Source organism: Endozoicomonas sp. ALC013 (assembly GCF_049310205.1).
Taxonomy (GTDB): Bacteria; Pseudomonadota; Gammaproteobacteria; order Pseudomonadales; family Endozoicomonadaceae; genus Endozoicomonas.
Map to the genome: position 1 here is coordinate 1 of NZ_JBLYNS010000097.1, position 20,188 is coordinate 20,188.

Consider the following 20,188-nt stretch of genomic DNA (forward strand, 5'->3'; position numbering starts at 1 on the left):
TTGCCTGTCCTCAAACCGGGATAAGAGACACAACTTTTAAGTTGGCAGGCGTTTTATTGAATCAGCTGAAAGAGGTTGAGGGTTCAGTGCCCATGGTGTCAGGCAAATCGGTATGTTTTTTGACAAAAAGCCATGGCGGGACACAATATCACCGCAGAGAAATACGCTGCTACGATCTGACAGGCTATGTTTGTTCAAAAAAAATTAATCATTCGAGCTGTAGCAGCGTTTATGAAATATGCGGGCCAGGCAGATTTATCACGAAAAGCAGGTTATCGGGGAATCAACACATAAAGCTTACCGGGTTCCTGCTGTGGCCCGGCAATCAAGGCTGCATCGTTGCCAGCGCCCATATAGATATCTCCCCGGACGGGACCCTTTATGGCACTGCCGGTATCCTGGGCAACCATCAGCTGCTGGAATTTCTCTCCGGTGGCGGTGAGGCGGGTATCGAGCCATACCGGCAGGCCGAGGGGGATATAAGATGGATCCACAGCCAGTGTTCTTTTCGGGGCAGCAGGCACACCCTGAGCGGTGATGGCACCTTCCTCAGAAAAACTGAAAAAGATGTAGCGAGGGTTCTGGTTGAGCAGCCATTCCCGTTGGTCCGGATGGTTTTCCAGCCATGACTGGATGGTTTGCATGGATACTTCTTCAAGTTCCCCCTTCTGTTTCAGTATCCTCCCAATGGCCACGTAGTTGTGGCCATTATTACCGGCGTAGCCAACATGAATAATGTTACCGTCAGGCAGTTCTACATTCCCTGATCCTTGAATCTGCAGGAAGAACTTATCAACAGGGCTGCTCAGCCACAGGAGCACATCGCTGGCTTTCGCTGTCTGTTGATTGATTTCTGCCCGACTGCCATAGGGTTTCAGGAAGCCTTTCTCAACCCGCCCAACCAGTCCCGGGCCACTGAGTCCAAAGTCAGCCTGGCGAACCTTGACCAGATCGTGGGGCAGTTTCAGTAACGGGATTGGGTAATCTTCCGATGGTTTCAGACTGCCGGGAATAACCGGGGAGTAATAAGCGGTAAACAGGCCTTGTTTCTGGGGAGAGAGCTGGACAGGCGTAAAGTTTTGCTCAAAAAAGGTTTTCAGTTGACGGTCGGGGGTTTGCATCAGCTCCTTACACAGCAATTGCCATTGCTGGTAGTTACCCCAGGGGCTGTTGTCGGTCAGCACCGAACGGTTCAGATGCTGGCAACTGTTCAGCAACGCCGGTCTTACGGCAATGGCCTGTTGCTGGCTCCAGCCCTCCAGCTCACTGAATGTTACCGGCTGTCGTTCCGACGCTTTGGTCAACAGCCCGCAACCACTGAATAACAGAGAGCACAGAAGGGGAATAAACCTGAAAACGTTGCCGGTGACTGACTTGGAAAAACCGGAGGTAGCGTGTTTGAAGTGCTGGAATGCAAAGGTCACGTTGAGTGCTTCTGGTTGAGAACGGTGAATTAGAGGAAGGTGCTGAATCAGCTTGCCTATTAAACCATATTTTTTGGCCTGTTGTGCAGGCAACTGCTTGCACAGTTGCCCGGATAGCCGGGGCGTTCTCAATTTCCCATGTGACCAGAACGCCCCCTGATCACTCTTTATACTACGTCGAGTTGTTAAGAAACAACAGGCTCTGGCATACCACTCATCAATTTGCCCACTTCCTGATCAATGTAATAGAGGAATTTAATATTGAGACTCAGGCAAATGAACCACCATGCCGTCCATTTCATCAGTGACGACAACCTGGCAGCTCAGCCTGCTGGTTGCTCTCGGCTCACGGACAACATCCAGCATTTCCTGCTCCATGCCTTCAGCCGGACCGACCATCTCAATCCACCCTTCATCAATATAACAGTGGCAGGTGGCACAGGAGCAGGCACCACCACACTCTGCGAGGATGCCATCGATCATGTTATCAACGGCACCCTGCATCAAAGTACTACCTGAGTCGATGTCGGCTTCATACTGGTTGCCGTCGTGAGTAACAAACTGAATCAGAGGCATGGGAGTCCTTTATTGTCTTTTTATTGCTGTTTCACTCTATCGGACTCACCACGGAAAGAAAAGTGACCGCCTGCCAGACAAACCGCCCGGACATTATTTGTTGTATATACCGGGCGTTTCAAAGGGTCCATCACAGCCAAGCTCAGGATGCTTGCCCGGATGAGAGAGAAAGAACTCATGCATTCTGGCAAAGTCCGAGGGAATATCTCCGGACATGGACATAGGCGCACCCATAATGACCTTGCGCTGCTGAAAATCGAAGGCAATGGGTACAACCGGAACGTTGGCACCATTCGCTATATGATAAAAACCGGTTTTCCACTTTTGCACCTTTGACCGGGTGCCCTCAGGTGCGATAGCCAGCACGAAGTGGTCACTGCTGTTGATCTCTGCGATGGCCTGATCAACCCGGTTGATGGATTTATCACGCTCAATGGGAATACCGCCAAGCCGATGCATCAACACACTCAGGGGCCAGAAAAACAGCGAGTGCTTGGCAAAAAACCGGACACGTATACGGGTTACCAGCTTAACCGCAACGCCGATAACAAAATCCCAGTTTGATGTGTGATGAGCGACGATGATCACGTATTTATTGAGGTGTTCCGGCAGGTTTCCCTCAATTTTCCATCCGCCAAGTAACCACAGGACAAAGTGCCCCAGGCCTGTCTTGAACCGGTTTTTGGGAAGGTAGTTGCTGGTGAAGGACGATTGCATAGTTAACTTGCTAAAGCAGGAAAGCGCGGCAGTATGTCACTTTTGTTGCACTTCGTCAGTCGGTAAATACCTTGTTAAACTTGTACATGGTTTCAATGAGTTTGACGTGTACAATCTCCGTTCACCCTGAGCGTCCTTCGGCTCCGCTCAGGATGCACGGACGAAGGGTGCTTGGCACGATATCAGAGTCCGGAGTTTCCGCCCTTCGACAGGCTCAGGACGAACGGAGTGCGGAGGCACGACAACCCATCAAACTCATTGAAATGGTGTACCAGGGCGCTTCCCCAGATCAACAATCCTGAAGCCAGCCATTACGGACAGACTGATCAATCTGTTCAAGAACATAACACCACAGTTTGGGGGCCAGGTGCTCCAGATACTGATTCCGTTTCAACACCTGACTGCGGGTAACCTGATACTTTGCCCAGGTACCACCCTCACTGTCCATATTCTGGATTACGGGTAACAGGCAGTCCATGGCTTTGGCGAAGCGGGCATCCGGGCTGTGTACCTGCTCAAATTCAAGCCAGAGCGCCCTGAACTCATCGGCCTGCTCCTGTGGCAATAGCCCGAACAGGCGCTCTGCCGCTGCCATTTCTTTAGTTGCCTGACCGGCCAGCTCGGTAGCCGCAGCAAACGCAAATGTATCTCCGGCATCAATTTCCACAATATCGTGGAGCAGCAGCATCTTGATCACCCGGCCAATATCAACCGGCTCTTCAGCGTACTCTTGCAGGGTCATCGCCTGCACCGCTATATGCCAGCTATGTTCGGCACTGTTCTCCTGTCGGCTGTTATCAGGCTTTACCATGGTTTTTCGATAAACCGCCTTGAGTTTATCCAGCTCCTTGATAAAAGCCAGTTGCTGTCCAAGCCTTGAGGAAATAACAGACATAAATTTTGAACCATATTACTAATATTGCGTCTAAGAACATAAAGCCTAACAGAACACTAAGCCAGCAACTAACCATCGATTTTAAAATCAATCAGTTATAAAAGAAGCTGGTCATTGAGCAGAACCGGCAGAACACTCAAAACATAGTCGAATTAACCACCTGGTATGCCCGATGACCCCATCTATAAACAGCACTCTCTTTGCTCACAGCCACTCTCCTGAGCATGTCTATCACAACGAAGAATCATCTGAAGAGTGCTCGAATACCACCACTGAAGCTTGCTCTCAAAGTAACGCACCTTCAGGAAAAAGTGATGGGCTTGCCGCTAGAACCTGTGAGGTTATCGAAAAAACAGAAACGTTTATGTCCAGGGTAAAACGTCATGGTAAATGGTTGCTGTCAAAAGTTCCCGGGGCACTGTGCACCCCACTGAGAGTCTGTACTACTTTGTTGCATGCGGGCATTTTTGCCGGTTATTACGTCACAGTAATGACCATTACCGGCATTGGAGCGCTTACCGGGGCGATGACGGGAGTAGCTGCAGCAATAAAAGCAAGTATCAGACCCTGCCCGGCAGAAAAATCATTTAAAGAATACACCGTCAGTCATGCACAAAAAGTCTTTACATGGCTGGCTCTGCCCTATGAGACCTTGCCAAAAACGCTTAAGGGCTCAATATTTCCGGCGATAGCCAGTGTCGCACTTTTTATTGTTGAAACGGTGACTATTCCGGGAAAACAGCTCTCCATTCATGTGTATGAAAACATTTGCCACGCCACTTACCAGGCGACCAAACCCTATAAGCCTGTCACTGATATGACCGTAAAGCTGTTTGATACCACTAAGCGATGGATTCAGAATTGAAGCAAAAGCAGGGGGAATTGAATTCCCCCATCATAAGGGCCTGTTGACGTTTCGTTGCGTGCTCAGCGTATCAGGGCGCTCCTATGACGAGGCGCGGCATTGCAGGAAGGCTGGTTGCCTTTCAAAATGTCGCAACGAAGTCATAGGGGCGCCCTGATACGCCCGAAGGGTGGCTCAGAAAGGCGCCATCTGCTTTGTCAGACTTGCTTGGCGTAGAATAACTACGCGCTGCACAAGTCTTTCGCGCATATGACGCCTTTCTGAGCCACTGAGCACGCAACGAAACGTCAACAGGCCCTAACCCTGTTCCAGCAAACGCCGCAGATCAATAATCGCCGCATTCGCACGGGAGACATAATTAGCCATCACCAGAGAGTGGTTTGCCAGCAAGCCAAAACCGGAACCATTCAGTATCATCGGGCTCCAAACCGCATCCTGGGTCGCCTCCAGCTCGCGGATAATTTGTCGGACACTGACCGTGGCATTTTTCTTGTCCAGAACGTCAGCAAAGTCCACTTCTATCGCCCTGAGAAGATGTATCAGAGCCCAGGAAGTGCCCCGAGCCTCATAGAAAACATCATCAATCTGTGACCAGGGTGTTTTTACATCAATCAATACAGCACTGTCGGTGGATTGAGCCGCCTCGCCGGAAAGGTCGGTATTCAAACGCGGTTTACCAACACTGGCACTCAGACGCTGGGAAAGGCTGCCGAGGCGCGTTTCTACGTCCCCCAACCAGCGGGTCAGATTATCGGCCCGGGCATAAAATTGCGCCGAGTCATTGGGATCGGACAAACGGGTCATATAGCTGTTCAGCTTATCAATGCCCCTCTGGTATTCCCGCTCACTGGAAGGCAGAATCCAGCTTCTGGCATCAAAATTAAACTGCGGCTCGGCCACCGCAAGATCCTGGTCTTCCCTTGACTGCGACTGGGAACGACTGAAGTCCTTGCGCAGGGCCCGGGCCATATCACGCACCTGAATCAGAACACCCACTTCCCAATTGGGCATATTATCCATCAGTACGCCCGGTGGCATGATGTCATTACGCAGGAAACCACCCGGCTTATTCAGCAGCGTATTCGCCAGGGTATAGAGTGTTGCTGTTGTGGTATAACCAGTGACGACAGCCTGAGCATTATCAGTGGCCAGCTTTTCGGCATTGGCCTTTACTGAGAACAGGTCTGGCTCCTGACTCCAGTACCAGCCAACAAGTGATAGAAACAGAATCAATACGCCAGTGCCAACGGCCAGGGCTTTACCATAGATAAGACCCGACATTTTCTGCATACCCGACTGAAAAGCCGATTTCATCTTTTCCAGCGCCATAATTTCCCCGTTCGTCACCGCTCAGACATTTATCCTGAATATGGCGTTCCAATATGGATGCGCTTCCAAGCGGCCATTATCCTCTAATAATTGTGGTTGTGCGAGTTTCTGTTAGAGCCTGTTGGGGTTTTGTTGCGAGTGCAGTGATAAAAATTCACTGAGTTGAGTTCACCCGATCTTCTCCAGGGCGCATCATGGCAAACAGTGTTTTAACAAACGCCTTTCTCTTGATCTGGTAATCACTCACATAATGAGTTGTTGCCAGCCAGTCGTTCACCCTGTGCTCAAAATCATGAAAACAACTATGGCGGAGCAATTTCATGTGCAGGTTCTCAGTCAGTGCATAAAGGCGTTGTTGCTCTTTTTGCAGCTGATGACTCCAGCTGTCGGGATTGTCTTCAGAGTGCAGAGCGATAAACTGCCTGGCTTTATTCAGGGTAAGCAGGCAGCGAAACAGCAAGCCATAAATGCGTTCCCCGGTATTTTGGGGGTTGTTAAACAGAAGGGTTCGAGGTACGTCAAATACCGGCCCGTTTTGCAATTGCTCAGTCAGCGGGTTCAGGTGCTCAGCGAGGTATTCCAGCGTATCGTTCAGTAACCTGGTTTCCTCAGCAAAGGACAAACACCATACCGGCCTCTCAACACCGGGGACGTGAACGGCTAATTGTGCCGCATTTCCATAAACGACCCTGTCATCAAGACTGACCTGAAGCCCCATCACTTTTATCCCGAAATCCCCGTCCTTAAGATAAATATTGTAGGCGCTTGGCAGCTTAATCTCCTGACATCCCCGGATTGGCGAGATAATGATACTTTTGAGAATTTCAGAGCCCCGGTCGGTGTTCAGCGTCTGCAGCTTATCAAAAAGCAGTCTGGCCGTTTTTTCTGTCGTACAGATAATGTCAATGTCATTAAATACCTGGCAGATGTTCTGTAAAAAACGGGCATAAGAGCCGGTAATCAGAATGGGGGGATGCGTACAGGAAACATTGATTTCCTGAATAATCTCCAGTGCTTTCAACGTTAGCGCATTTAACCGCATAACCGGCATGTGCGGGAATACCGGTCTGCCTGACCATTGCCAGAGAGTTTGCGCCACACTGGCGGTCATTGCCCCGGTGGTGAACTTACTTTCTGCTGCATCCCGGGGCAAACTGCCAGACCGGGAGTTGTATATACCCTGTTGTTTCGATACGGGGTACTGGCAACTGACGACAACAGAAGCCTTTTGTTGACTGGCTGAGGCTTCGTATCCATTAAAGCTGTCACTGTTCCACCATGAGTCCACGGCATTTTCCCGTAACAGTAAACCATCCATTACCAAAGCCTCGGAGCTGCACTCTTCAAACCAGCAGCCTAAAGCATGGCGCAGCTTACTTCCTTCAGGAAAACTCTGAAGGCATTCCAGTACCTGGTATTGATGGATTTCCTGTCCATCAATAGGCTGCCGGGTGATGTAGCAGTGGGCCAGAAAGAAAAAATGCAGGCGTGAGTTCTGAAATGAACTCCTCAGTGCATTGATGGATTCCAGTACCTGTTCTGCCGAAACGCCCTGATGATCAATGGTCAGTTCTTGCTGCATAGCCATAAATTTCAAGAGACATTGCAGTCGGTGTTGCTCATCTTTAACCGGTACGTTGTTTAATATTTGCAAGGCCTCTTGCAGTATACCCTGAGCTTCATTGATATCATCGCACTGCTGAGTTTGCTGCAGCCTTTGCATCAGATACCTGGTTTGCCTTGAGGAATGATCTCCGGGAACTTGATTAAATGCTGCCAATACATCCTTGTTGTCCAGATAGTTGCCATTCAATTTCCTGGCATTCAATGCCAGCTGAGAATAAAAAATAGCGACTTCGAGCAACCCGCCACTGCGTTCATAGTCCTTAACCACCTCTTCCGGTGTGACCTGCTGACCATTCAACAGCAGCCCCCTCAGGCAACATTCCGCTTTAAAGCGAGCCAGCGCCAGAGGTGCTCTGGCTGCCTGAAAATCGTTAACCAGCTCATCCGGTGTGACCTGTCGACCATTCAATATCAGGCCCATCAGGCAACACTCCGCCTTGAAGCGCGCTATCGCCACTTTGCCTTCCGGGCTATTCGGGAAACCCTTGACGACTTCATCCGGTGTGATCTGCTGGCCATTCAACGGCAAACTCCTCAGACAACATTGTTGCTTGAAGCGCACGGCTCCCAGTCTGCCTTCCGGACTATCCGGAAAATCCCTGAACACTTCATCCGGTGTGACCTTCCGACCATTTAACGCCAGCCCCCTCAGGCAACATTGTTCTTTAAAGTGTGCCAGCTCCAGTGGTGCTTTGGCGGCCCGAAAATCCCTGGCCACCACATCCGGGGTGAACTGCTTGCCATTGGACAACAGCCCCTTCAGGCAACATTGCTCCTTAAAGCACGCTATCCCCAGTTTACCTTCCGGACTATCCGGAAAATTCATAAGCACTGCATCCGGTGTGATCTGCTGGCCATACAACGACAGGCCCCTCAGGCAGCATTTCACTTTGAAGCGCACTATCGCCAGTTTGCCTTCCGGATTACCCGGAAAAATCTTAACCACCTCTTCGGGTGTGACCTGCTGGCCATGTAACCGCATCCCCCTGAAGCAACATTCCTGTTTAAAGCGCGCTATCCCCAGCTTGCCTTCTGAACTGTCCGGGAAGCTATTCAACACCGCCTCCGGTGTGACCGGCTGGCCGTGCAACACCAGCCCTTTCAGACAACATTCCTGTTTAAAGCGCGCTATTCCCAGCTTGCCTTCTGAGCTGCCCGGGAAGCTATTCAACACCGCCTCCGGTGTGACCGGCTGGCCGTGCAACACCAGCCCTTTCAGGCAACATTCCTGTTTAAAGCGCGCTATCCCCAACCTGCCTTCCGGAGTATCCGGAAACTCCCTGAACACAGAATCCGGTGTAACCTGTCGACCATGCAGCAATATCCCCTTCAGGCAACATTGTTCTTTAAAGCGCGCCAGCTCAAGGGTTGCTCTGGTGGACTGCAAATCCCTGACCACCTCCTCCGGTGTCACCTGCTGGCCATTCAATGGCATGCTTCTCAGGCAACATTCCACTTTGAAGTGTGCCAGTTCCAGTGTTGCCCCGACTGCCTGATAGCCCTTGACCACCGCGTCCGGTATGACCGGCTGGCCATTCAACGGCACCCCCTTCAGACAACATTCCGCTCTGAAACGTGCCAGTTCCAGTGTTGCCTTGATTGCCTGATAATCCTTAACCAGCAAATCTGCATTGATTGGTCGGCCATTCAATAACAGCCCCCTCAGGCAGCATGCCGCTTTGAAGCGCGCCATCCCCAGTTTGCCTTCCGGAGTATCCGGGTACTCCTTAACCACCTCATCCGGTGTGATCTGCTGGCCCTTCAATGGCAGCCGCCTCAGGCAACATTCCGCTTTGAAGCGTGCTAGCCCCAGTTTGCCTTCCGGAGTATCCGGGTACTCCTTAACCACTCCATCCGGTATGACCTTCCGGCCTTTCAACGGCAAACTTCTCAGGCAACATTCCGCTTTGAAGCGCGCCAGCTCCAGCGTTACTTTGATAGCCTCAAAATCCCTGACCACCACATCCGGTGCCACCCTCTGGCCTTTGAACACCAGACCTCTCAGGCAACATTCTGCTTTGAAACGCGCTATCGCTAATTTGTACTTATTATTCCGATCCGGCAGCCGGTTGAATTCCTGAATAACCTGGTCTGCGCTCACTTTTCTGGTGCCATGCAAGATGTTCTGCAGGCAAAGCTTTTGCAGGAAGAAGCCGCTTCTCAGAGATGTTGTTTCATTCCCATAGGTGCAGAGCACAGCAGCCGAGGTGATTTGACGTCCTTGTAATGGTTTTTTTTGCCAAAAGGCATTCTCCATACATTTGCCTTTATCCAGGGTGGTAGCTTTATCTCTATAAGACGGATGGTTTAAGACTTTTTTGCTATTAAATGAACTGCCTGCGCGGTCACGGATTCCGCTTGAATGGGCTTGTTGGCCCAACCGACCAACAGGCTTTGGGTAGGAGCAGGCTGATGAGGTTGCGTTCAGAATAGAGCCCTGCACACTTTGACTATAAATACCGCCGTTTGACCTCAAAATGATGATCAGGTTCACGCCTTTCTTATTCTGACTGCATCATCGCCAGCAGTGCCGTAATAAAGTCCCTTCTTTTGAACTCATATTCATTAACATGATGGGTGGTTGATAACCAGTTGTTCACTCTGTGCTCAAAATCACTGCGACAAACATGGCCAGACAATTTTGTTTGCAGATTGGCCGTCAGCATATACAACTGTTGTCGTTGTTCTTGCAGCAACTTATTCTGGATCGGTGTTCCGGGTCTGTCTTCAGAGTGCAGATCGATAAACTGCCTGGCTTTATGCAGACTAAGCAAAGAGCGCATCAGCAAACCATAAATATATTCCCCGGGGTTTTCGGGAGTGTTAAAAAGAATGGTTCGGGGCAGGTAAAATACCTCTCCCTTTTGCAATTTTCTGGTCAGTGGATCAAGGTTTGTCGCGAGATATTCCAGCGTGTTGTTCAGTAATCGGGTTTCTTCGGCAAACGACAGACACCACACCAGCCTCTCAACGCCAGGAACCTGAACAGCGCATCGTGAGGCATTGCCATCGGTGACTCTCGCATCAATACTGACCTGAATCCCCATCGCTTTCATACCCAAATCACCGTCTTTCAGATGAATATTGTAGGCCTTTGGCAGTTGAATCTCCGGACATCCCGGAACGTCCCAGATGACGATGTTTTTGGGAATTTCCGAGGCTTTGTCGCTGTTAAGTGCCTGCAGCCGGTCAAACAGTGTCCTGGCAGGTTCTGCCGCCGTACAGATAATGTCAATATCATTGAATGATGAGCAGCGGTTCTGTAAAAAACGCGCGTAGGAACCGGTAATCAGAATGGGGGGATTGCGATAAGAACCATTGATTTCCTGAATAATCTCCAGTGTTTGTAGTGTTAGCGCATTGAACTGCGGATGCCTGTTCAGGAAACCCGGTTCAATGGACCATTGCTTCGGCACTTGAGCCGCACTGGTGGCCACTGTCTGAGTGGCAGGGACTGCGGTTCTGTGGGGACTATTACGCCTTGGGGCTGCGGCCCGTTCCTGTTGGAACAGGAACTCATTCATGATATTGGCTTCAGGGCTGAATCGTGCAAACCAGTGGCCTAAAGCATGGCGCAACTTACTTCTTTCAGGAAAACCCTGAAGGCACTCCAGAACATGATCCCTGCGGATGGTTTGTCCATCAACCGTCTGTCTCTTGATATAGCAATGTGCCAGAAAGAAGAAATGCGTGCGTTTATTCTTAAATGAGTTCCTGAGTGTTTTCATGGATTGCAGCACCTCTTCTGCTGACACTCGCTGCTGATCAATCGACAGCTCATGCTGCATCGCCATGAATTTCAGGATACATTGCAGCCGATGCTGCTCATCTTTTACCGGTGCACTGTTTAATATTTGCCAGGCCTGTTGAATGATCTCCTGAGCCTCGTTGGTTTCATCGAACCACTGATGTTGTTTCAACCTGTGCATCAGGAACTCAGCCTGCCTGCAAGCATGATCTCCGGGTGCTTCATTAAACGCTGCCAATACTTGCGCGTTATCCAGATAGGAGCCATTCAATTCTCTTGCATTCAATGCCAGCCGGGTCTGAAAAATAGCGCTTTCGAGCAACCAGCCACCACGTTTAAAATCCTTGACTACGGCATCCGGTGTGACCTGCCGACGATTTAACGCCAGACCTCTCAGGCAACACGCCCCTTGAAAGCGCACCCTCGCCAGTTTTCCCTCCCGATTATTCGGGAAATCACTGACCACCTCATCCGGTACGACCTGATGCCCCTGCAACATCAGGCCTCCAAAGCAACACTGCTCCTTAAAGCGCGCTAACCCTATTCTGCCATCTGAGCTACTGGGGAAACTCTTAACCACTGCATCCGGCGTGACCTGCTGACCATTCAGTGGCAGCTCCATCAGGCAACACATTTCCATGAAGCGTGCTATCGCCAGCCTGCCCTCCGGGCTATCCGGGAAGCCCTTAACCACCTCATCCGGTGTAACCTTCCGACCATGCAACACCAGGCCTTTCAGGCAACAGTCTGCTTTGAAGCGCCCCAGCCCCAGTCTGCCTTCCCGACTATCCGGAAAATCCCTGGCCACTTCATCCGGTGTGACCAGCTGGCCATGCAACAGCAGGCCCAGCAGACAACAGTCTGCTTTGAAGCGCCCCAGCTCCAGTGGTGCCTTAGCGCTCTTAAAATCCTTAACCACCTCATCCGTGGTGACCTGCTGACCATTCAATGCCAGACCTCTGAGGCAACATTCCGCTTTAAAGCGTGCCAGCTCCAGTGGTGCTTTAGCGTCCTTATAACCCTTAACCACCTCCTCTGTTGTGACCGGCCGACCATTCACTGCCAGAGCTTTCAGGCAACAATTCTCTTTGAAGCGCGCCAGCTCCAGAGGTGCATTGATGGCCTGAAACCCCTTAACCACTGCCACCGGTATGACCTGCTGGCCATTCAACGACCACCCTCTCAGGCAACATTCCGCTCTGAAACGCGCCAGCTCCAGTGTCGCTTTGGTTGCCTGATACTCGACCTGCTGATCATTCATCGACAGCCCCTTCAGGCGAGCCTCTGCGTTGCAGCGCGCCTGCTCCGCTTCTGCCTTGGCGACCTGATAATCATTAACCACTTCATCCGGCGTAACCTGCTGGCCATTTAACGCCACCCCTCTCAGACAACATTTTTCCTTAAAGCGTGCCAGCCCCAGTGGTGCGTTGGCTGCCCGATAATCCTTAACCACCGACTCCGGTAAGACCTGCTGACCATGCAACATCAGGCCTCTCAGGCAACATTCCATTTTGAAGTGCGCCAGCGACATCGTTGCTTTGGCTGCCTGAAACTCCCTGACCACCTCATCCGGCGCAACCTGCTGGCCATTCAGCGTCAGGCCTCTCAGGCAACATTCCTTTTTGAAGTAGGAAAGTTTCAGCGTTGCGTTGACTGCCTGAAACCCCTTAACCACGGCCTCCGGTCTGACCCGGCGGCCATTCAGCAGCAGCTCTGTCAGGCAACAGGTCTCTTTGAAGTGCGCCAGCCCCAGTTTGCCTTCATGACTGGCCGGGAAAGCCTTAGCCACCTCATCCGGTGTCACCGGCTGGCCATTCATCATCTTGCCTGTCAGGCAACAATCCGCTTTAAAGCGTGCCAGCGCCAGCTGGCCCTGCGGACTGTCCGGGAAACCCTTAACCACTTCATCCGCTGTGATCTGCTGGCCATTCAATGCCAGGCCCTTTTGGCAACATTGTTCCTTAAAGCGCGCCAATCCCAGTTTGCCCATCAGGTTGTCCGGGAAAGCCCTGATCACCGCCTCCGGTGTCACCGGCTGGCCATTCAGCGGCAGCCCCCTCAGACAACATTCCGCTTGGAAACGCGCCAGCTCCAGCGTGGCATTGATTGCCTGAAAATCCTTAACCACCGTATCCGGTGCAATCTTCTGGCCTCTCAAGGACAGGCCCTTCAGGCAACAGTGTTCCTTAAAGCGCGCCATCCCCAACTTGCCTTGCCGACTCTCCGGGAAATCCTTAATCACCATATCCGGTGTGACCAGCCGACCATCCAACCTGAGGCCCGTCAGACAACATTCCTCTTTGAAGCGTGCTATCGCTGTTTGGCACTTATCATTTCGCCCTGGCATTCGGCTGAGCTCCCGAACAACATGGTCCGGGGTCACTTTGATATTGCCATGTCGCATGTTTTGTAAGCAAAGTTGCTGCAAGAAGCAGCCGCTTCTAAAAGATGTTTTATCCTTTCCATAAGCGTTAAGCACATCAGCGGTGTTGATTGGACGCCCTTGTAATGGTTTTTTCTGCCAAAAGGCATCCTCAATCCGCCTGCCATCATCCAGCGTGATGGCGGTACCTGTGCGGGAGTGGTGGTTTGAAACCTTTTTGCCGTTGAATTTACTTCTGGAGCTGCCAGGAATTCTGCCTGAACCGGCTTGTTGATCCCCGACAGGCTTTGGGTGGGAGCGGGTTGATGTGGTTGCTTTCAGAATCCCCCCCTGCACACGTTAACTATAAATACCGCCGTTTGACCTCAAAATGATGATCAGGTTCCCTCCATGGCCGTTGAACAGTTCAGAGTAACTCGGGATGCCCCAGATAATATCCCTGACCACCAGCAACACCCAGCTGTTTTAATGCCTCCCACGCCTCTTCCTGTTCAACGCCCTGGGCGAGAACACTCATATCCCGGGACTCAGCCATCATGGACAGTGTTCTTATATACAGTTGATTCTCATAGCTGGACGTCAACTGTCTTGCAAAACTGCCGTCCACTTTCAGGTAATGGGCATTGATCATCTGCAGGAACGTCAGCGCCTGACTGGACACACCAAAATGATCAATAGAAAACTGACAACCGGTTGCCACCAGTGTATCCACCCGTTCTGCAACCCGCTCCCCCACCAGCATAAGCGAGCGCTCAGCCGTTTCCAGAATCAGACGCCTGGCCAGATCCTGACGCAGTCTGAGGGCATCCAGTAACCAGTGATAAAAATCATCATCCATCAGGGAGTAAGGTGAGATATTCAGGCTGTAGGTTCGATAGTCATCCCGGTCATCCATATAATCCGTCAGGGCAAAAAATACCGCCCGATCAAAGGCTCCATGCAGATCATAGCGCTCAACCACTGGCATAAAGGCATCGGCAGACACCACTTCACCAGCCAGCTTTATCCGTGCCAGTACCTCCGTAAACGCTACTTCACCATCCACTCCCTTAATGGGCTGGCCATACAGCTCGATAAGGCCTTTTGCCATTACCTCTTCCAGCGCTTCGACCCATTGAGTGTCACTCCATCCCATGTACGGATAACCAGACTCACCACTGATATCCATCACATCCCAGCAATTTTTAACCCGGGCCTCTTGTTCCAGCAGCTGCTGATCACCATGCTCCAGCAGCAGCTCCGGAGAACAACGCCCCTGGTGGGTCACTGCGACAATATGCAGGTTATTGCTACCTTCCGGTGACGAGAAAAACTCCATGGCCACCAGAACCTTGAATAACCGTTCCGTCACCTTACGGATTTCATCGACATTGCAGGCGGGCACACACACGCTAAAACCGGATCCATTCCAGCGGCCAGAAAAAGCTTCGGGCCAGGCCAACAGGGTTTTGCCCAGCCAATAGCTGACGGTCACCAGCAGGTCATCAACAAACTTTTGTCCATGAGACCGGTTCAGCGCCTCCAGCCCTCGCACCTGAATCATGACCAGACTGGCACCCGCCTCACCGATGTCTTCACTTAACACGGTCTTCATCCGACGGTTAAAGGCCCGTCGATTGAGTAATCCGGTCAATGGATCCTTGACCGACTTGCGACGCAGTTCTTCTGTCAGAGCCACCTGCTCAGAGAACGCCTTTTCCAGCTTCTCTGCCATCCGGTTCATGGCCTGAACCACTCTGCGTAAATCTCTGGTTTTGGGTAACTCGGGTTGTATCTCAAAATGACGGTCACAGATTCGGTTCGCCTGCTGCTCCATCCTTGTTAAAGGCCGGAGTACCACACCCAGCAGCATATTCAATCCGACCATGGCAACCATCAAACCGATACCGAACAGCAGCGCATCTTTGCTCACCTTGGACCAGAGACTGCGGTAGGCATAACCCGGATGACTGGCTACCAGAAGCTGCCCCATGGGCACCCAGCCACTGTTAATCTCGCTGGTGACTGCCGGAGTTTTCAGGTCAATCAGTTTCACAAACCAGTCCGGTACACCTTCCAGCGTTCCCGGGTGTTCACTGTTGACCAGCTCGTTGCCCGACATATCGGTAAAACGAATCTGCCGGTAGTAACCACGATCAAAAACCGCATCAATCATCGAGTCCATCCCGGCAATATTGCCAGCCCCGGCGGAAGCAATGGCAACACCAAGGGAGGTGGCCGTATCCTGGGAATGAGAGTTCAACTGTTCCTGGAGGTAATGACGGGCATCATTGACGGACAGCACGAAGCTGCCAGCAAACAACAGAATCAACAGCAAAGTTAAAGATAGTGCCAGTTCACGAAGTAGCGTCATGGTGGCCTCCCTGTCCTTTTTCAGTTCCGGGGAAAGCAGGATAAGCCATCAGCTGCTCCCGTCATTCAGTCGTCCCTGACTGTTCGACTTCTGCAGCCGTCGGCGCAGCTCAGTCCAGGTCTTTATCTTACTGGACTCGCCGATGCGAACCCCTTCACCACGCTGACGGGACAGCCAGAGTCCGTCACCGTTAAAGTTATAAACGGGAACCAGATCTGTGCGATGACTGGCGGGACGAATCTCACTGACCAGGTTGTCCAGAATCAACGGCTCTTCCCCCGGACCGGCGAAGTAACTGAGCACCATGTGAGCCTGATCAAGCTCAACCGCCTTTACATAGGTAATCCTCAGCTTCTCATCGGCCACGCCAAGCTCACGAAGGGTAAAATACTTGGCAATGGAGAAGTCCTCACAATCACCCGCGCCACTGGCCAGCAGTTCCACCGGGGTCGCCCAGAAATCCTCTTCCCCCCAGTGGTCAATATCATGCACAAAGCGCATACGGTTAAAGAAGTCATTCACTTCAACCAGCTTCCGGGGTTCTGGCAGCTTCCTGCTGTAGATCATCAGATTCTGCCAATGGGTCAGCCGTTCAGCGGCAGCGACACCGTAGAGTTCCCGGGCACTATCCACCAACGCTTTACCCACCACCAGGTCGCCAGCCAGCACCACGGCAACGAACCAGTGTCCCCATTTGGATGTAAGAAGGTGGGATAGCATCCAGAATATTACCAGCCGATTCCTGATCTTATATAGAGTCGGCAGTGATCAGCCGGGCCTGTAAGGAAAAACCGTCAAAAGGCGATAACAGGGTTGGCGGCAGAGTAAATCTATGCGTATAATCCAACCGCTTCAGGGCCTATAGCTCAGTTGGTTAGAGCAGCGGACTCATAATCCGTTGGTCGAAGGTTCAAGTCCTTCTGGGCCCACCAGGTATAGCAACGCTTTCAAGATAAGCACTCACTCACTGACTCACTATAAATTCTTATTTGCGCCCACTTTTGCGCCCTCTTTCTGTCGGACTGGTAGCGAATTAAACGGGCATCTATTCGGCTGTTACCTTTCAATTACTCACTTCAAATTCACGCGTCTTGCTCGCGTGGTCGTCGCGCTGATTTCGCGTGCCTGGCTAATTAATTCATTGCTCAATGACAACATTTGCCAACATTCCTTGTAGCCAGCGAAAGTACAAAAACGCACTTTGAGCCAGAAAAGGTACACTTGTGTGCTTTAAACCTTGGGGATTGGATTGACGGGAAAGATGGAGGGGTTAGCCTTGGCGGTATATCTGGGGCTAATGTTCCCGTTCCCCCTCCGGTTGGGCGTTTGTAGCTGGCCAGCCTGTACCAAGGCACAGTTAAGTGTAGCCTGAGGATTCCTGTTTGTTGGCTGTCTTCTGGCTCAAGGGGGCACATATTCCGAGTACCCGGTGTAATGAATGGCTTGCTGGTGGCCTGCTACACAGAATCGGCGTAACAGCTAACCGGCCCTGCTGGTGGCTCCGGGCTCCAGCATTCGCACGGTGCTTTGAAGGTGGGCCAGAATCCTGACCGATCTATTAGCATGGTCTATGCTGTGTGCGGGTGCGGGCTCTGACAGGCTGCACGATGAATGCACCCTTGCTCCCCTGTTGCTCTGGTGCCAGGGGGCTTTATACATCAGTGCTTGCTTATCCTGCCTGGTGTTGGGTAGGGCTTTACTGCAATCATGCCGTAAAGTGCGTAGAAACTCTGCGTAGTGCGTAGATATGGTGCGTACATTACTGCTACCAGTGTGCGTACCGTAATGCGTACCGCTGTGAAATAGTTAACATAACTTAGCATTTTGAATGCGAACCAGAGTGCGAACTTATAGTGCGAACTACCCTCAGTATTCTTTAGCCTTACCACTTCAGACAATCCTTGATTCCATAGCTTCCGACTGAACTTTTCTAAACCGGCTATATGACTTCAGACTGCTTCTGCTGGTGGCTTGCCGGTGCGCAATAGTGCGAACTGCGTACCATTGGGTAATGGCTTAAACCTGCTGCTGACAGGCTCATACATGCCTTTCTCGATATAGAGTTTTCTGGAGTGGTGCGAATTGAGATACCTACAAAACCAAAGCTATCTATCCGTTATGGATTGATTGCCCTGGCTTCAATCTGCCCGGGTCGGGGTAGATTGGCCTTGCCGGAAGATGTGCGGGTTTCTCGTCGATCTGCTTTGTTAAGGTGGGCCCGTTTTCGGGCTGGCGTCGCGATTCGCTACTCCCCAGGGTCTGGGTTAAGGGTGGGAGAAATGTTCCCACCCCCTGCATTGGCATTGAATAACGGGTTAATCAGTCAGGGCCCCGATGTTTTGACGGGTCAGGATTTTGGCTGGTTACACTGGACTCAAAAAAGAAAAGCCTCCATCTGGTTCGACTGACTCCGCTGCAATTGCGGGCAGTGGTTCACCAGCTTGAAGGCCTTAAATGACAAAGGCCCTACCACGAATGATAGAGCCTTGGATCAGCAGTCTTAGATAGCTTGTCATCGCCATTTCCAAGACTGGCTGCACCGGACGTACCTGAATGCAGTCTCGAAAGCCCGATGCTATGCAGAGCGGGAACATGGGTAAATATAGAGCATAACCCAGCATTTTGCCAGTTAAGAAATACCCAAACCGGCTAACAGACATTTCCGTATTGCTTGCATCTGCTCTCTACCCAGTCTGTCCTGATAATACATTCGCTTACCATCGGCTCCCCTGGTGGGTAGTCTGATTTGATCTAACCGGTGAAAGCCTACGGTGTAGAGCATATCGGCTTTTACCCAGCTTTCTTTCTCTTGAAACTCCTTCATCCGGGGCATGCTGGCCTTGGGTAAAAGGTAATGGTAGGGCTCAACCGGGTTCGGTGTTGATGTGCTTATGCAGGCTACTGTTACCAGTCCACCTCTCTTTCTTATGCTGGAGACTACCAGAACAGGCCTTTTCTTAGTCATTTCAGGCTCTTTAAAGCCCTGTGAAAAGTCGCACATGAGAATACTCCCCACTTTGGGGTGATACTTGATTGCCATAAAACTCCGTATCAGAAATGCCGTGTATGTTTGTCATTGGGTGTATCCTGGCTCAATGCGCCCAGCTTCCGGTCTATTGTACTGCAATCCAGTGATAAGGGTTGCTGGTTACTCTCTGCGGATTAGATGTGATGCAGTGCGATAGCCTGAGATGTCGGAAAGTTTTCCGGTATCTGTGACTGGTGGCAAGCAAAAAAAACCGGGCGTAATGCCCGGCTAATGGCTTAATGACTCTCTGATTTTTTCAGTACTGGCTGATTGGGTTCGGTATTCCTAATCCTTTTGTGCTGATCTGTTGCCCTACAGGTATTTTGTAGGATGCTTCCAGTTCCTCCATGGATGCAGGCCAACGCTGATTCTTCGCAAAGAATGCAGCCATAGCGTCGGCTTGCTCATTGTTGATACCAGTACCATAGCGCCCCTGAGCAATGATGTTGGCTTGGTATCTGTCCCACTTGCCCTCAACGTGTTGACCGATCTCGCCCATAACAGAACCGTAACCTTGCTGATTGGTTTGGGCTGCTTCGCCTGCCTGCTGTCGTATGCGGTTGGCTTCTGCCAGAACATCAGCTTTGGTTTTACCTGTTTGATCTGGTGCTGGTAGCTGTTCACTTGTTGACTGGCTTGCTGCGTTGTCACCACCAGCGGCTTGCCTGGCTAACCGGATAATATCGTCATAGCCTGGCTGAGTTGTGGTGGTTTCTGGTTCTGTTCTGTAGCGGGTGGAAAACCCCAATCCATAGCCGCCAAACTGTGGTGCGGTTTGGGTATTTTTGAAGTTCGGATCATAGACTACACGACTGCTGGCCTCCCTTGGCCCATACTCTGCCATAAACGCATCGTAGGCATTCTGCCCTTCCTTAACTGCGTTGTACTCCTCAAAGCCTTTTGACTCTCCGGTGTTCGGGTCGTACTTTGGGCGAGTGTATCGGTTGTTGTCATCCAGAGTGTACCCCATGGACAGAATACCATTATCACTGGTGGCAAGATCCCTTGCTGCGGCCGCACCTTCAGCAAGTTCCTTGCTCTTAAGAATTGCCTCTCTGCCCTGGGTGACTTCTGTTCTTTCGCGGGTGGTGTAGTTGTTCAGGTTGGATAGCTGCCGTTCAACCTCTGTCATGGGTAAACGGCCTAATACTGAATCCTCGGCACCCAGTATGGAGAGAAACTGAGCCCCCTTATCGTCTGTATCCAGCTTGAGCCCTGTGGCGTTGTTGATACTGGAATAAGGT

The 20,188-nt window shown here is 51.3% G+C and carries 12 protein-coding genes and 1 tRNA gene; 2 read left to right on the top strand and 11 right to left on the bottom strand.

What is annotated here, in order from left to right:
• Positions 1 to 272: 272 nt before the first annotated feature.
• The 4 genes from ACO6V1_RS16235 to ACO6V1_RS16250 form a co-directional block, all read right to left on the bottom strand.
• Complete coding sequence (locus ACO6V1_RS16235; RefSeq protein WP_422443709.1) at positions 273 to 1,424, bottom strand: murein transglycosylase A; 1,152 nt, start codon at positions 1,422 to 1,424, stop codon at positions 273 to 275.
• 255 nt (positions 1,425 to 1,679) lie between these two features.
• Entirely contained in the window at positions 1,680 to 2,000 is a 321-nt protein-coding gene (locus tag ACO6V1_RS16240; RefSeq protein ID WP_422443711.1) for a 2Fe-2S iron-sulfur cluster-binding protein, read from the bottom strand.
• A 93-nt stretch (positions 2,001 to 2,093) separates the two neighbouring features.
• Positions 2,094 to 2,717 carry a 1-acyl-sn-glycerol-3-phosphate acyltransferase gene (locus ACO6V1_RS16245; RefSeq protein ID WP_422443713.1) on the bottom strand — a complete coding sequence of 208 codons (624 nt, stop codon included), beginning with the start codon at positions 2,715 to 2,717 and terminating at the stop codon, positions 2,094 to 2,096.
• 289 nt (positions 2,718 to 3,006) lie between these two features.
• Positions 3,007 to 3,612 carry an HD domain-containing protein gene (locus ACO6V1_RS16250; RefSeq protein ID WP_422443715.1) on the bottom strand — a complete coding sequence of 202 codons (606 nt, stop codon included), beginning with the start codon at positions 3,610 to 3,612 and terminating at the stop codon, positions 3,007 to 3,009.
• Positions 3,613 to 3,784: 172 nt separating this feature from the next.
• On the opposite strand from ACO6V1_RS16250, the gene ACO6V1_RS16255 reads away from it, so the two are divergent.
• A complete protein-coding gene (locus ACO6V1_RS16255; protein WP_422443717.1) occupies positions 3,785 to 4,477 on the top strand; it encodes a hypothetical protein in 693 nt (230 codons plus the stop codon).
• Positions 4,478 to 4,774: 297 nt separating this feature from the next.
• On the opposite strand, the gene ACO6V1_RS16260 is transcribed toward ACO6V1_RS16255, so the two are convergent.
• The 5 genes from ACO6V1_RS16260 to ACO6V1_RS16280 form a co-directional block, all read right to left on the bottom strand.
• On the bottom strand, positions 4,775 to 5,806 hold the full coding sequence (locus ACO6V1_RS16260) for a DUF2333 family protein (protein WP_422443719.1): 1,032 nt from the start codon (positions 5,804 to 5,806) through the stop codon (positions 4,775 to 4,777).
• Positions 5,807 to 5,960: 154 nt separating this feature from the next.
• Positions 5,961 to 9,689: a hypothetical protein gene (locus ACO6V1_RS16265; RefSeq protein WP_422467659.1), complete on the bottom strand. Its 3,729-nt coding sequence runs from the start codon at positions 9,687 to 9,689 to the stop codon at positions 5,961 to 5,963.
• A 244-nt stretch (positions 9,690 to 9,933) separates the two neighbouring features.
• Positions 9,934 to 13,899, bottom strand: a complete 3,966-nt coding sequence (locus ACO6V1_RS16270; protein WP_422467661.1) for a hypothetical protein — start codon at positions 13,897 to 13,899, stop codon at positions 9,934 to 9,936.
• Positions 13,900 to 13,969: 70 nt separating this feature from the next.
• Positions 13,970 to 15,916 (bottom strand): bifunctional diguanylate cyclase/phosphodiesterase, encoded by a 1,947-nt coding sequence (locus ACO6V1_RS16275; protein ID WP_422467663.1) that lies wholly within the window; start codon positions 15,914 to 15,916, stop codon positions 13,970 to 13,972.
• A gap of 48 nt (positions 15,917 to 15,964) precedes the next feature.
• A complete protein-coding gene (locus ACO6V1_RS16280) occupies positions 15,965 to 16,636 on the bottom strand; it encodes a transglutaminase-like cysteine peptidase (protein ID WP_422467665.1) in 672 nt (223 codons plus the stop codon).
• A 135-nt stretch (positions 16,637 to 16,771) separates the two neighbouring features.
• Between ACO6V1_RS16280 and ACO6V1_RS16285 the strand changes: the two genes are divergently transcribed.
• Positions 16,772 to 16,848: transfer RNA gene (locus ACO6V1_RS16285), tRNA-Ile, on the top strand.
• A 1,697-nt stretch (positions 16,849 to 18,545) separates the two neighbouring features.
• Here ACO6V1_RS16285 and ACO6V1_RS16290 read toward each other — a convergent pair.
• Both ACO6V1_RS16290 and ACO6V1_RS16295 read right to left on the bottom strand, forming a co-directional pair.
• Entirely contained in the window at positions 18,546 to 18,956 is a 411-nt protein-coding gene (locus tag ACO6V1_RS16290) for a type II toxin-antitoxin system PemK/MazF family toxin (protein ID WP_422443729.1), read from the bottom strand.
• A gap of 244 nt (positions 18,957 to 19,200) precedes the next feature.
• On the bottom strand, positions 19,201 to 20,188 hold a 988-nt coding region (locus ACO6V1_RS16295; protein ID WP_422467667.1), incomplete at its 5' end, for a hypothetical protein.

Bases quoted from the DNA above. Each gene is read 5' to 3' on its own strand.
- ACO6V1_RS16240 (WP_422443711.1), bottom strand. From the start codon at position 2,000: ATGCCTCTGATTCAGTTTGTTACTCACGACGGCAACCAGTATGAAGCC.
- ACO6V1_RS16245 (WP_422443713.1), bottom strand. From the start codon at position 2,717: ATGCAATCGTCCTTCACCAGCAACTACCTTCCCAAAAACCGGTTCAAG.
- ACO6V1_RS16250 (WP_422443715.1), bottom strand. From the start codon at position 3,612: ATGTCTGTTATTTCCTCAAGGCTTGGACAGCAACTGGCTTTTATCAAG.
- ACO6V1_RS16255 (WP_422443717.1), top strand. From the start codon at position 3,785: ATGACCCCATCTATAAACAGCACTCTCTTTGCTCACAGCCACTCTCCT.
- ACO6V1_RS16260 (WP_422443719.1), bottom strand. From the start codon at position 5,806: ATGGCGCTGGAAAAGATGAAATCGGCTTTTCAGTCGGGTATGCAGAAA.
- ACO6V1_RS16265 (WP_422467659.1), bottom strand. From the start codon at position 9,689: ATGGAGAATGCCTTTTGGCAAAAAAAACCATTACAAGGACGTCAAATC.
- ACO6V1_RS16275 (WP_422467663.1), bottom strand. From the start codon at position 15,916: ATGACGCTACTTCGTGAACTGGCACTATCTTTAACTTTGCTGTTGATT.
- ACO6V1_RS16280 (WP_422467665.1), bottom strand. From the start codon at position 16,636: ATGCTATCCCACCTTCTTACATCCAAATGGGGACACTGGTTCGTTGCC.
- ACO6V1_RS16290 (WP_422443729.1), bottom strand. From the start codon at position 18,956: ATGGCAATCAAGTATCACCCCAAAGTGGGGAGTATTCTCATGTGCGAC.